This is a genomic window from Ehrlichia minasensis, assembly GCF_004181775.1.
Lineage (GTDB): Bacteria > Pseudomonadota > Alphaproteobacteria > Rickettsiales > Anaplasmataceae > Ehrlichia > Ehrlichia minasensis.
In genome coordinates, this window is record NZ_QOHL01000030.1 from 1 (window position 1) to 14,078 (window position 14,078).

Annotated in this window: 11 protein-coding genes; 7 read left to right on the forward strand and 4 right to left on the reverse strand. The window is 29.8% G+C overall.

What is annotated here, in order from left to right; genetic code table 11:
* Nucleotides 1-612 precede the first annotated feature (612 nt).
* Nucleotides 613-1,254, reverse strand: a complete 642-nt coding sequence (locus DRF75_RS04560; protein ID WP_129992741.1) for a cell cycle transcriptional regulator TrcR — start codon at nucleotides 1,252-1,254, stop codon at nucleotides 613-615.
* A gap of 349 nt (nucleotides 1,255-1,603) precedes the next feature.
* Between DRF75_RS04560 and rpmI the strand changes: the two genes are divergently transcribed.
* From rpmI to DRF75_RS04585, 5 genes are all read left to right on the forward strand, one after another.
* Nucleotides 1,604-1,804, forward strand: a complete 201-nt coding sequence (gene rpmI, locus DRF75_RS04565) for a 50S ribosomal protein L35 (RefSeq protein ID WP_011452451.1) — start codon at nucleotides 1,604-1,606, stop codon at nucleotides 1,802-1,804.
* A 25-nt stretch (nucleotides 1,805-1,829) separates the two neighbouring features.
* Nucleotides 1,830-2,204: a 50S ribosomal protein L20 gene (gene rplT, locus DRF75_RS04570; RefSeq protein WP_045170815.1), complete on the forward strand. Its 375-nt coding sequence runs from the start codon at nucleotides 1,830-1,832 to the stop codon at nucleotides 2,202-2,204.
* Nucleotides 2,191-3,228, forward strand: a complete 1,038-nt coding sequence (pheS, locus tag DRF75_RS04575; protein WP_045170814.1) for a phenylalanine--tRNA ligase subunit alpha — start codon at nucleotides 2,191-2,193, stop codon at nucleotides 3,226-3,228. The genes rplT and pheS overlap by 14 nt, the downstream gene beginning before the upstream one ends.
* A 1-nt stretch (nucleotide 3,229) precedes the next feature.
* The gene (locus DRF75_RS04580) at nucleotides 3,230-3,895 is read left to right on the forward strand and encodes an SDR family NAD(P)-dependent oxidoreductase (protein WP_129992742.1); all 666 of its coding nucleotides are present in this window, start codon (nucleotides 3,230-3,232) and stop codon (nucleotides 3,893-3,895) included.
* 251 nt (nucleotides 3,896-4,146) lie between these two features.
* Nucleotides 4,147-4,317: a Trm112 family protein gene (locus DRF75_RS04585; protein WP_082019990.1), complete on the forward strand. Its 171-nt coding sequence runs from the start codon at nucleotides 4,147-4,149 to the stop codon at nucleotides 4,315-4,317.
* A gap of 421 nt (nucleotides 4,318-4,738) precedes the next feature.
* Here DRF75_RS04585 and DRF75_RS04590 read toward each other — a convergent pair whose 3' ends face one another.
* On the reverse strand, nucleotides 4,739-6,007 hold the full coding sequence (locus DRF75_RS04590) for an MFS transporter (RefSeq protein ID WP_045170810.1): 1,269 nt from the start codon (nucleotides 6,005-6,007) through the stop codon (nucleotides 4,739-4,741).
* Between the two features lie 244 nt (nucleotides 6,008-6,251).
* Here DRF75_RS04590 and rpsP point away from each other — a divergent pair, with 244 nt between their 5' ends.
* Nucleotides 6,252-6,515: a 30S ribosomal protein S16 gene (rpsP, locus tag DRF75_RS04595; protein ID WP_045170809.1), complete on the forward strand. Its 264-nt coding sequence runs from the start codon at nucleotides 6,252-6,254 to the stop codon at nucleotides 6,513-6,515.
* A gap of 1,045 nt (nucleotides 6,516-7,560) precedes the next feature.
* On the opposite strand, the gene DRF75_RS04600 is transcribed toward rpsP, so the two are convergent.
* Nucleotides 7,561-8,604, reverse strand: a complete 1,044-nt coding sequence (locus tag DRF75_RS04600) for a Fe(3+) ABC transporter substrate-binding protein (RefSeq protein WP_129992743.1) — start codon at nucleotides 8,602-8,604, stop codon at nucleotides 7,561-7,563.
* A gap of 438 nt (nucleotides 8,605-9,042) precedes the next feature.
* Complete coding sequence (locus DRF75_RS04605) at nucleotides 9,043-12,057, reverse strand: hypothetical protein (protein ID WP_129992744.1); 3,015 nt, start codon at nucleotides 12,055-12,057, stop codon at nucleotides 9,043-9,045.
* Between the two features lie 422 nt (nucleotides 12,058-12,479).
* Between DRF75_RS04605 and DRF75_RS04610 the strand changes: the two genes are divergently transcribed.
* A partial coding sequence (locus tag DRF75_RS04610) for a hypothetical protein (RefSeq protein WP_129992745.1) occupies nucleotides 12,480-14,078 on the forward strand: 1,599 nt, incomplete at its 3' end.

Genomic DNA, 14,078 nt, shown 5'->3' on the forward strand with positions numbered 1-14,078 from the left:
TCACTCAAATCCAAGACTTTCACTTCTTGTTCTGCTACTTCTACTTTTCCTTCTACTTCTTCCTTCTCTTCTACTACCTCTGATTTATCTACAACATTTGCCGCTGACTTAACCAATATATTCTTATTAGCATTTTTTTTACTAACGTATCTTGTTCTTTTCTTTTTTTCATTCAACACTATATACCTATAATTTAAATCTATACAATAAACATAAAATCATACATACGCTTATCTATATTAAATGTTAAAAAATTAAGACTTAAGTTGTACTACCGCTAACATAACAAAGACAATACTAACTTTTGAATTCTTATGATAATTTTACTCAATAATTAATATTAACTTAACAATAAATAAACACTACTCTAGATTAATAGAAACAATAGAACTTCTAAAAAACTATAGTCCAGGCTACTGAATTTTAACTAAAGCGCAAGATAAAAAAGCTTAATCAACACTCACTGATTATCAAATAACGCTACTATATAAAAAACGCCATTAATACAAATTACTAATAAACAGCGTATATCTACGACATTTAAACAGACATACTGTCAATTAAATTATATGCACTTATTACAATTAAGTAAACATTTATTACATAATAACTTTATACTGAGTCAGAGACAGAAAAATCACTAGTTTTGATATTTTTTACTCTTCTTTCTCTTTCTGCAACTATTTGGGCTTTCATAATTGCTTCGTCTAAATCTACTTGAGTACATAAGCCAAGCAATACAGGATCCCTGGGCTTAATATTACTTGAATTCCAATGTTCTTTATTTCGAATAGCGGCAATAGTTGACTTTGTAGTACCTATCAATTTTGCAATACAAACATCTTGCATTTCAGGACAATACTTTAAAATCCATGCAACAGCATCAGGTTTATCTCTACGACGTGCTATAGGTGTATACCTAACAGTTCTTTTCTTACTTTTCTTAAAGTTTCTATAACTAATTAACCTTGGTATTCTACTAGGATCCCTCTGACAACACTCAATCTCCTCTTTTGTAACTTGTCCCATTGTAATTGGATTACATCCAACCACACCTTTTGCAACTTCACCATCAGCAATACCTTTAACTTCCAACAGATGCAAGTTACAAAATTTTGCTATTTGCTCAAAAGTCAATATAGTATTATCTACCAACCAGACCGCAACAGCCCTAGGCATCAAAGGGCCAGAGTCTTCTAAAGTAGAAGAAGACCCCTTAGGGTTAGGAGATAAAGGAACATTACTATTTGACATACAAATCTCTCCAAAATTCTCAATTTAACTAATAACCAGGTTTAATACAAAATAAATAAAATACAAATATTAACAATATATTACTGATTAATGTAATACATACACTTATATAAATTATTGCTAATAATTTTGCAATAACTTATGTAATGTCTTCTCAATTATATCACCATATCCAAAAGTTGTAGCCTTTCGTTAATTAGAGTATGCCACTTAATTTTAACATATATTTATAAAAAAATATTAACAACTACAACATCAATCACCAAAAACAAAATTTAGAAAATATACTTGACACTATTAACGCGAATAGATTAAGATTTAGCTTTCTGCGAAATATTTTAGGATAGAGATGCCAAAATTAAAAACTAAATCTTCTGTAAAAAAAAGGTTTAGTGTTACAGCAACAGGTAAAATAAAGTCTACTCAATCTGCAAAAAGACATGGTATGACTAAAAGGAGCAAGAGAAGCATTCGCGTTCAACGTGGTACTGCTATAATGAATTCTTCTGATTCACGTATAGTTAAGCTCTTTATGCCTTATAGCAGGTAATAGTATTAATGTTTAGAGGTTAGAAATGGCTAGAGTTAAACGTGGTGTTACAACAAGAGCACGGCATAAGAAGATTATCAAGCTAGCAAAAGGCTATAGGGGACGTTCTAAGAATTGTTATAGAGTAGCTCTACAAAGGGTAGAAAAGGCACTACAGTACGCTTACCGTGACAGGCGTAATAGAAAAAGATTTTTTAGAAGTTTATGGATCATGCGTATTAATGCAGCTGTAAGACAGCATGGTCTTTTGTATTCAGATTTTATCCATGGTTTATCTTTAGCAAATATAACACTAAACAGAAAAGTACTCGCAGATATGGCAGTCAACAACCAGGACAACTTCAAACAAATTGTAGACATTACTAAAGAAGCTTTAACTAAATCTCGTGTTGCACAGTAATATATACAGCTTACAAACAGAAGCTACTAATAAGATATTATCTACTTCTTCCCTTGAAGAATTAGAGCGTGTAAGGCTTCATTACTTTGGCAAGTCAGGTGTAATAACAGCATGTTTAAAAAGTATTTCAGCAATTAACAACATAGAAGAAAGAAAATCTATTGGAAGTGCTGTTAACTCTATATGTGCTGAGCTCAGATCTTTAATGAATTCACAAAAAGAAAAGCTACATAAAATACAAATTGATGCTCAATTAATGGAAGACAAAATTGATATTAGTGTGCCAGTACGTCCAAAACAAATAGCAAAATTACATCCAATTTCTAAAGCTTTACATGAGGTAAAACATATTTTTGCATCCTTAGGTTTTAAATTATCTGATGGACCAGAGCTTGAAGATGAATTTCATGTTTTTGACGCACTTAATACACATAAACACCACCCAGCGAGAGAAGAAAACGATACTTTTTATTTAAAAACATTAGTAAACAAAAAAAGAGTAGTTCTACGTACACATACTTCTTCTGTACAAATTAGAACAATGGAATCCAATAATGGAAATTATCCAATTAAAATTATTGCTCCTGGAAAAGTTTACAGAAATGACTGGGATGCAACACATAGTCCAATGTTTCACCAAATAGAAGGGCTATATATCGACAAAAATATTAATATGGGGCATCTAAAATATTGTATTAACTACTTTTTAAAAAAGTTTTTTGGGGAAAATATTCAAATCAGATTTCGCAATAGCTACTTTCCGTTTACTGAACCATCAGCAGAAGTTGATATACAGTGCGATCAAAAAAAGTGGATAGAGATTTTAGGCTGTGGTATGGTTCATCGTAATGTTTTAACAAACGTAAATATTGATCCAGATCAATACAGTGGATTTGCATTTGGCATTGGCATTGAAAGAATTGCTATGCTTAAATACAACATTAGCGACCTACGTAAATTCTACAGCAACAAACTACAATGGCTAAGTCACTATGGCTTCTGTTTTACCAATCTAATTACTTAGTATGTCACAAATATTAGATAAGAAAGGTGTACTAATTACAGGTGGAGCACAAAGGCTAGGCAAAGCAATGGCAATGTTCTTAGCTGGTAATGGATATGATGTAGCTATCCACTACAATATTTCTAAAGATCATGCAATAAAAACAAAGGATATTATTGAAAATTTATATAATAGACAATGTATTCTAATACAAGCCGATCTAACAGAATTCAACTCGCTCAATTCTATTATAGATAAAACTTTCCAATCCATGCCTTATTGTAATTGTCTTATTAACAATGCATCAGTATTCTATAAAAACACACTAATGAATACTTCTATTGAAGATTTTTCATACAATTATGATCTACACATAAAAGCTCCTCTATTCTTAACTCAATATTTTGCAAAAAAATGCCCTACTATAGGGAATATCATTAATATAATTGACGCAATAGTGACAAAAAATGCTACAAAATCTTTCACATATACAATGTCAAAAAAATCACTATCAGATTTCACAAAATTTGCAGCAGTAGAATTATCACCAAATATTAAAGTCAATGCTATAGGTCCTAGAATGATTCTAGATGATTTTTCAAACAATACTAACCATAAAAATATCATGGATAACACAGAAATAAAACTCATTCTTACAAATACGAAAAACCATTTTACCATAAACTGACATTACCATCTCATTATCACACAACATTTTAGTGCACACATTATGACAAAAAACACTTTTGTAACAACACAACCTTATAGTAATGTCTAATAATTTTATTAATCCATCGAACACCGACTACAAGCTTTTTAACAAACTTATGTTTTCTCAACTATTACCAATCAAATATAATTTCAGTATAAAAAACTATAGTTCCACATTTCCATAACAAGTGCTACAATGTAATAAATTAATTTTACTTTATCTCAAATATGATTGATCATAGAATACTCGAAATACTTGTTTGTCCACTAACTAAAGACAAATTACAATACAATAAAGATACAAATGAGTTAATCAGTCAAAAAGCTAGATTAGCATTTCCAATACGCGATGGCATCCCTATTATGCTAATAGATGAAGCAAGAAAATTAGAACCTTAATTTTAGTATTTACATCAAACATCACTAAAATACATAAGCTAACAGCATGCACATATGAAAACTATATAATATAACAAAATGGCAAAATTAATGATTTATCACCTAAAACAGCTCAAATATACACATATTTCTCTTTACTGCATTATAATTACACTAAGAACTATCAACTAAGATCTTGCATAAATTAAGCATATAAATATACTTTATTAATAAGCATAGTACATCATTACCTATATCATAATATTCAACCACGTAACATATAAACAACAAAGTTAGTATGCTACACCCTTTTAATGACAATCAACTAGTAACAGTACATACATAATACAGACAGGTTATAGCTAAACACCACAAGCCATTTAGAACTATGCTTTTAATAAGCAATTAATTTGATAAATTTAAATCTTACCAAGTAGTAGGATTACCAATCAGCATACACATCTTCTTTTTTTATCTGACATAACGCAATAATTGCAACCACTGCCCAAAACATGACATATACTCCAGGAATAAATGTTAATCCTGTTGCCCTTATAAGCCATGTACATATTACAGGAGCCATACCACCAGATATAGCTGAAGCAATATTACGCGATAATCCAAAACCAGTATATCTAACCTTTGTAGGGAATAACTCAGACATTGCACCACTCGCTGGTCCTAAAGACGCAGAAAATGGAATCACAAAAATTAGATAAGCTATAATTAAGTCAATATAGCTACCTTGACTTAATAACCAAAATACTGGCATTGCAACACAAAATAACGATACAGATGCAATTAACATTACTTTTCTACGGCCAACATAGTCTGAAATATATCCGAAAAATACATTCAAAACCCCACAAATCATTATATTGAAACTCTCAATAATACTTACAGTATTGGCATTAAAATTAAAATGAATACTTGAGAATTCTTTAACAAATGTAATAAAAAACACCATAAAAATATGGAATGAACAGTTTTCTATACAGTCAATACAAGTTGCTAATACTAAAGGACGCTTATAATTCTTAAATAATTCCAATATTGGAGATTGTGAAAGATTATTACTCTCTTTATGTGTATCATATGCAGGACTTTCAGCAGTAATACATCTAATGTAAATGCTTATCAGGCCCAACAATAAACCAATTACAAAAGGTATACGCCAACCCCATACTTCAAAATTTTCTCCTGTAAAATATTGAGACAACAATATCATCAACAATGCAATAATAGAACCAAGAACAGCACTTAAAGTCTCAAAACTACCAAAAAATCCAATATTTTTTCCTTTTTTAGAATGTTCTATTAAAAAAGTAGCATTACCAGCTTCTCCACCTAAAGATATACCTTGCATCAACCTACAAATTACAAGTAGTATAGGTGATAATATACCTATTTTATCATAGGTTGGTAGTATGGAAATAAAAGTAATAGGCACAGAAATAGCTATAATTGATAAAGTCAATGCTGCTTTTCTTCCATACTTATCTCCAATATACCCAAAAATACTCGCACCAAAAGGGCGCATTAAAAATCCAACTGCAAAAATGCTAAACGTCATAATAAGACTAAAATATCTATCTTCTGCTGGAAAAAACAACTTACTGATCACACTAACCAAGTTTCCAAATAACACATAATCGTACCATACCAATGTATTACACATTATGGTCGACAATACAGCTTTTCTTAAATTCATATAACTAAATATCCTCCTATTATACGTCCATTATAAACAGGACACCTGCTTTTATTTTTAATAACCTGAACAAGACTAATACTTAATCATATTGTTTTTAATAACATATTGCAAATTTCTTATTTTTCCAAAACAATTTAAACATCAAACTTAAATATTTAAAAATATATTTTTCAATTTGACTACTCACCTTATTATGTGTATGATCTAGTGTTAATTAAGATGTTTTAAAGGTTATATTCTCATGTCTGTGAAGATAAGGTTAGCAAGATTTGGTGCTAAAAAGCGTCCTTTTTATAGGGTAGTTGTTGCTGATTCTAGAGTATCAAGAGATGGGAAATGCATTGAATCTTTAGGTTTTTATAATCCAATGCTTCCAAAAGAACATGAGCTATTTGTTAAGGTAAAAGTTGATAGGCTAAAATACTGGCTAAGCGTTGGAGCACAAGCTACTGATAGGGTTGCTTGGTTTATAAAGAAAGGTATCATTAATATAGAAACTGCATGATAGACACTTTCACTGTGTAGTTGTTTATTTCAGTCAAATCATTCTCCTCCAAAGCAAAGTTAGTAGTTTAGAGTGTTTCTTACATTATATAGAGAATTATTTGATCGCACTGTTGGTGTGTAGGTTTTAGTGATGTTAAAGATACTGAACATAGGGCAGCTTATGTTCTTATTGGTTTATTAAAGACATTTCGATAAAAAGTACCACATAATTCCAAATAGCAAATAAATGAAATTCACAAACAAGAATATCAATATTCAGCGTGGATATTTAGATGGTTATCATAAAAATAGTTGTTATACGGTGCATAGAATTTACAAAAAAATAATTTTTTGATGGCACTCGTCACTATTCCGATTTTATTTACGTTATGATTACACAAGAAATGTAGATTTTTCTAACATCTAGTTGAAGTAATATTCATTAGTATGTCTTTCTGCAGATAAATAAATCAAATATGTAATACTACAGCTTAATAATATTATAAATTAAACAATACTGCATTACAGCAACATAAAAGAACAAAGTAAAAAATATTTTTCAATACTTTAAATTATATACAACATTTCAATATTAGGAATAATATAAATCAGTACAAACATTATGCATCTTTCGATTTCTCGCACAACATATGAAGAAACTTTAAACTCCTATGAAACAATAAAAAAGCAGTATAGTTACGTGAAGTGTTAACTGCACGTAGTAAAATATTCCAAAATTATGATAGAGAACAAGAAAACTATTATATCTAATTGATGAAAACAATCATATATTTACCACAAACCATGACTTTGCACTATTCAGCAAATTTCTACAAACAAAACCATTAAAGCTTAGGTAACTAGGATTCTTCTATCATATCTAAAATTGCAATAGAAAGAATTTTTGTACAAATGACTGTAGAAGGCTTCACTACAAAAAAATTACTAATACAATATCTCAACTTTAACATCAGCAGCTACAATCACTTATATAAGATTGTTCTTATACATTAGCAAGAAATTATATGATTTTCAACATGCATAGTAATTTACCCCACTAAAAACTATCTCCAACCACACTCATCAGCAATTTCAACAGATTTAGTCAAATGTTTTTCTAATTCCTGCAAAGGCAAATCACTTTCTTTAAATGTCCCAAAAGTCTTTAATACTTCCGAAAGCTCTACACCTTCTACAATAGGATATTCTTGATTAACTTGAGCATAAACTTTCTGTGCTCTGACACTAGTTAAGAACTCTAATAATTTTATAGCATTTTGTTTATTTTTTGCATGCTTTGTAACAGCACCACCACTAATGTTAATCATAGTACCAGTAGTCTCTTGATTAGGGAAAAAAATACCAAGTTTTTTTACTACAGCTTGATCACTTTTCTTATCAGAAGCTGCAATTCTACCAAAATAATAACTATTAACTATAGCTATACTTCCTTCATCTGCTGCAACAGCATAAATCTGATCGATATCTCCACCACTAGGCTTTCTCGCCATATTTGAAACTAATCCTTTGACCCAAATCTTAGTATTCTCTACACCATTATTTGCTATCATAAAAGCAATCAAAGATTGATTATATGGACTGCTAGAAGATCTCACTAAAATTTTATCTTTCCAATTCGTATTCGCTAGGTGTTCATATGTACTCAATTCATTATCTTCAACTAAATCCTTGTTATATACTATTACTCTCGCACGCTTAGTTAAGCCAAACCAAAATCCTTCGTTATCCCTATACTTACTAGAAATTGCTTGATTTAAAACCTCAGATTGTACAGGCTGCAATAACCCCTTTTTTTTAGCAAGAATCAGGTTAACAGCATCTGCAGTCAAAAATACATCTGCTGAAGTAGCAGTACCTTCATTTTCCATTCTATTAATTAACTGTGCAGCTTCATCATTAATGTATTTAACTTTTATACCAGTTTCTTTAGTAAACTGTTCGAATAAGCTATGTAATAATTCTTCTTTACGAGATGAATATACATGCACTTCTTGTTTCTGATCTTGTACTTGTTGTTTATTAGTAAAAAAATTAAAAGCTACAATAATAACAGCTACAATACCAAGACAAACAATTAATCTCATCATATTGTTAATCCATAGATATTTAAAATGCACATCATTATACAGCACAATAAAATAAATGCAACATTGCTTATATATCCTATCACATTGCTTAACACATGATCTCTAAATTATAAATTCTAATTATTTAATAAAGTTAACATAATTGCATTAAACAAATAATAGTACAGCACTTTTACTAAAATAATTGATGAATGATTCTAGGACTACTTTTATAGAAAAATTCATAACAAAATCATAGATAAACTTATTCCTTCAATTTATGATACTAGAATTAATTGCATTTCACATCACTAGAATTTAATACATGATCAGTACTGCAATATTATAGAAACAAACTTGTGTATATTTTTGTCACAATACAACAACTTACAAACACAACTTTATTCAAATAAGCAGCGTACAAATATACGCTGCTCATTTACTTAAGATCTATTTATACTAAAGTTCATTTACATAAGGTAAAATAGTAGTAACGTCACTAGTTGGCGTATCAGTAGATACATTATCACTTTTAAAATAAAAAACAGCTTTATCACTATAGCCTGTATCAGTATTAAGGCCTACTATTTGGTCACCATTACCTACATCATATCTTCCACTATATATTCCATTTTCTAACGCTTCAACATTAACCTTCTGAAAGTACTTAGATGACAGAAAATCATTGTGACTATAGTTAAGGCTTGCAGAAATGAAAATATCACCTTGAAACTGATTTATATTATCAGATAACATACCAATAACTTTATCATCATATACTAAATCCACTTTTGTAGCATAAGATTCGTTATTAGGCCTAATAACATTACCCTGCTCATCCTTGAGAATATGATAATCATCAGAATAATGCTGTAATTTAAACATAGATCCTTCTTTATACTTACTAAAATCTACTAACCCAACGCTAACACTATTTTTAGAATAACTCTGTTTCTCAAATGTATGAGCAAAAATAGGATCTATGTATCTATATTCATCTGTTAAATCAGGTGGCATGCCTTCAGGATGCTCATTTCCATCTTTAGTACATGGTACCAACTTATTATTTCCATTAACATTAACCAACTTCAAATGTGTAATAGCTTTAGGAAGTTGAAATCTAAGATTTCTTCCTTTATCAGCAATGAAAAAATCACTGCCATAACTTTCACCTGAATCAGCTGATGGTTCAGTAATGTAAAAAGACATACTTTTAAACTGATGCAGTATTTGATCATCATGCTTAACAACTGCACGATGTACATCATCATCTGTACTTACAGTACCTTTATCATCCAATAATTCACCTTTAATAATGACTGTATCATCTTTATTAAATTTCACATCCGCAAGATGAGAGTGATCTTTAACTGAAGCATCATTTAACAATAGCTCCTTATAATTCGAGTGCAAGTTATTAATATTCGGATGGTTAAATTGATTATCCCATATAACATTTCCATCTGCTGCTTTTTGTATATTATCAACCAGAGCAGTAGTAAACTTACCATCTTTTTCTAATACAACCATATATGCTCTGTCTTCATAACTACTTGCTATCATTCCAACAGCATTACGGAACATAAAATACACTTTACCAGTATCAAGATTCTTTACACAATAACCTGCTTCAGTTGATAACTCACCAACTTTTTGATCATCTACATATAGAGATATTCCACTTGAATTTCCTTTACCTAACACAGCAGTACGCAACATTACATCTGGATTAGAAACAATGCTGTCGATATCTGCACCATTTACTCCTATAACACTCTTTAAATTAATATAGGTAAGATCCATCAATATATTCCTTAATTCTGGATGAGATTCACCACTTAACACTTTTTTAACTTCAGATTCTCTAAAATTTTCAAACGCTTCTTTTACTATATAAGTCTTAATAGAATGAAGTTGTTCTGGATCACTCATTATTATTTGCTTATAACTACCATAACCTATTTTTTCTAAAAACTTATCCAACAGCAAATCAGAATTAGGCAGTTTACTAAACACTTTATCAGCATCTGAATAGTGACCTCTAATATCTAAAGCATCACTACTTTCACGAAGCTTAACATCATATCTTGCCAATATGTTAAACGCAGAATTTATATAATCTGTGGTATTAAAATATTCATTTCCATCCTTATCACAATATACATATGCAGACTTACCAGACGGAGTAGTGACTAATTTCAGAAAGTTATATTCTGGCCGCACCTCTATCATATCAGGACTTGCAATATTCCAAACACGAATCACATTTTTTTGTGCATAATGTACTACAGGTGACATTTCGCCTACCAGTTTACCACTCATATCATAAATGTTTTCATGGTAATATTCTTTATTGACACCCTTATTGTTAAAATAACTAGCATTCTCAGCAGAAAACATTTTTTCGCCTAATCCTAACTTCAACACATTCATATTTTCTAAATATAAACAAATGTCTTTAGACTTCACCCACGGCTCAAAATCTGCATATTTATCCATACTAATTATCTCTTTAGCACGAACAGTATTACCCTCCTTCAATGCATGCAAATATTCTGAAATTACTCCAGGATATTTCTCTTGTAAAAACATCACAAATGCATGCCCTACATTATAACTTAACACCTGATTTTCATTCACTGCAACACTACTAGCATGATCTAGACTACCAGAAGAATCTTTCAATATATCTGAAGTGATCTCTCGATCCTTTAACCCTCTCATAATAAAACTATTATCTTCTTGTATATAATCAGCTAACCCTTCAGTAAATATTCTACTATCTACGCCAGAACCATACAACTTATGTCCAGCTGCATAATTTTCTAATGCATGAGCTAATTCATGTTTTAAATTCAATATTTTACCATGCTGATGTACATAAATTTTATATGGAACACTAGCATTTCCATAGAAAGTCATACCACCAGATCCACTAATTCCTAAGTTATAAAGCTTTCCATAATAATTATATTGTTCTTTATCATCAAAAAGATATAAATCAAAAACAGTCTCTCCAACATTTGCCTCTAACCCAAAATTATTTTTAAATTTTGTTATAGCATCATTAAATCCCTCTTCAATTTCATGTAATCTTTTATCAGATAAATCTTTTAAAGTATGTACTCGTAAATCTATCTTTAATTCATCGTTTCTTATAGTAGATGTACGGTGAAAAACATTATCTTCAAAATCTTTAGCATTACCTATAGCAACTCCTACATCATCATCAGATACACTAGCAGCTGTGGTAGGAACAATAGGTAAAGTATCTCCACCATAACCAGGCTTCCCAGTCATCTTAATATGATTTATACTATCCAAATCCACATAATTATATTCCGTATTCCCCGTACCAGTGTCATGATGGTAGTAATAATGAGCATTATTTAGATTTATCTTGTCTTGAGTGCTGTCCTCTAGTGTCCTTTTCAAGTTATTCTTACCATCATCACTTTCTAAGAAAATCGCCATAAAATCCATCCGTTAATAAATATTAATTTGGACTAGGATGATACATAAAATATACTAATATGTCAATATAAAAAAATTAACAAATTAACTGTTTAATTATCTTTATAGCATAATATATTGATATTTTAGTTAAAAATTATTAATAACTTTATTGATTAACTTTTTTTTCATAATAAAAAATTTATATTTAGTAACAAATTTATACATCATATACAACCATAAGGAGAAGTATGACAAACAAAACATTGATTAAAATAAGCAAAAATTGTCTTTCAAATCAGATATCAGAAAAAAACTACTGCTTTATCAGCAACAAATTTGATGCTCTATACAATCTATAGGCAAGTTTCTAAACAGAAACTCACTTGAAAATTTACACTGAATACTTAAACTTACATAGTAACTTACACCAGGAGAGAAATATGACTAGCAATATATCAACACCAAAAAATTATGAATATTCTTTCAAATTAGATGTTGGAGAAGATCTACACTTCTTCTGCAATCATAACACACATAAAGTCAAAATAATCACAGAAGATAATACTGAAATAACAATGCCATCAAAAAATTATTTTTTTGTAGGTGACAAATTCTACGTACCATATAACAACTATTTTTATGATAACTATTTAAATATTCCAGCTGAATATCGATACATTAAAGTAGAGCATACGCAATATAGCAATACTAACAATGAACAACCTCAAGATTTTTACAATTTGGTATTATGCAATAAAAATGGAGAAGCATATCGATATAATTACTATAAATTTTATATTAAGCCAGAAAACATCATTGAAAAATCCTCAGAAGTCAACTTGAAAGAATACTACAATATACAACAATCAAAAGAAGGTGCTCCATTATTTAAAATAGTTTCAGAAGAACCAACTAACACTACTAAAGCTTCTACTCCTCTTATTTTAGATATCTCTTCTCATCAAAAATTTGCAAAATTAAGTCCTGAAGCTTTACAATATAAACATTATCTAGATTGCAATTCCCCAACTTATGATACATTCACCCTCAGCTATTCAGATATTAGAAAACATCAAGTGGATGAGCATGGGAAAATTAATCTACACAATATCAGAGATGATATACTACAAGCAGAAATGGAAAATAACCCTATCTTCCTTGTAGTGCAAAATGGTAAGTATTTCTTCACAGATGTAAAACAAGATCAACCATTAACTACAAGTTATAATACTGCATTAAAAGTTTTAGCATCTGCTAACTTTCAAACAAACAATGCACCTGATGACAATCAATATGTAGATATGAATAAAAAATTTATTTTTAAAATCACAAAAAGCAATCTTCATACAGAATACGATAACAGTAAAAATCTTGCTAGCATAACATTAGAAGGAAAAGAAATACCATTAATTTCTAATGAATGTGATACACAGATTTTCTATGATGACTTTTCTTTCAAGTGTTATCAGAATTTCACTCAAGTATTTAATTATGATGAACCTATTATAGGATTAGATAAAGACTTCTATGAATTAATAAAAGAAAAACTAAGTTCAAATAATATATATATTACTATTAAATCAGACGAACAAAACCATACTAAAACATACTTTTCCAACAAACAAGGGAATCACATACTTGACTTACCTAATACAAAACTTACAGAATATTTATCAACTATGTTACCATTAGGTGATTACACAAATGAAATGCTAAAGACTCCTACAGAAGATATAGCACACCAAAAAGTAAGTGACACAACACAAAAACACGATACACTGGATTCAGAAAAAAGTGATAAAACTTTACAAAACTCAGTAGATAAAACAGCTAGTGTTAATAATACTCAACCTACTCACGATGAAATACACAAACATGATACTTCAGATACTCAAAAAGACAGTATAACATCACAAAAGTCAGTAGATGACACAACTAGTATTAACAATACTAACCCTATTCAAAACAAAGTACAAAGCACTCCTACAGAAGATATTGCGCACCAGAAAATAAGTGATACAACACAAAAACACGATACA

Bases quoted from the DNA above. Each gene is read 5' to 3' on its own strand.
- DRF75_RS04600 (WP_129992743.1), bottom strand. From the start codon at position 8,604: ATGATGAGATTAATTGTTTGTCTTGGTATTGTAGCTGTTATTATTGTA.
- DRF75_RS04560 (WP_129992741.1), bottom strand. From the start codon at position 1,254: ATGTCAAATAGTAATGTTCCTTTATCTCCTAACCCTAAGGGGTCTTCT.
- DRF75_RS04580 (WP_129992742.1), top strand. From the start codon at position 3,230: ATGTCACAAATATTAGATAAGAAAGGTGTACTAATTACAGGTGGAGCA.
- rplT (WP_045170815.1), top strand. From the start codon at position 1,830: ATGGCTAGAGTTAAACGTGGTGTTACAACAAGAGCACGGCATAAGAAG.
- DRF75_RS04605 (WP_129992744.1), bottom strand. From the start codon at position 12,057: ATGGCGATTTTCTTAGAAAGTGATGATGGTAAGAATAACTTGAAAAGG.
- DRF75_RS04590 (WP_045170810.1), bottom strand. From the start codon at position 6,007: ATGAATTTAAGAAAAGCTGTATTGTCGACCATAATGTGTAATACATTG.
- DRF75_RS04585 (WP_082019990.1), top strand. From the start codon at position 4,147: ATGATTGATCATAGAATACTCGAAATACTTGTTTGTCCACTAACTAAA.
- rpmI (WP_011452451.1), top strand. From the start codon at position 1,604: ATGCCAAAATTAAAAACTAAATCTTCTGTAAAAAAAAGGTTTAGTGTT.
- rpsP (WP_045170809.1), top strand. From the start codon at position 6,252: ATGTCTGTGAAGATAAGGTTAGCAAGATTTGGTGCTAAAAAGCGTCCT.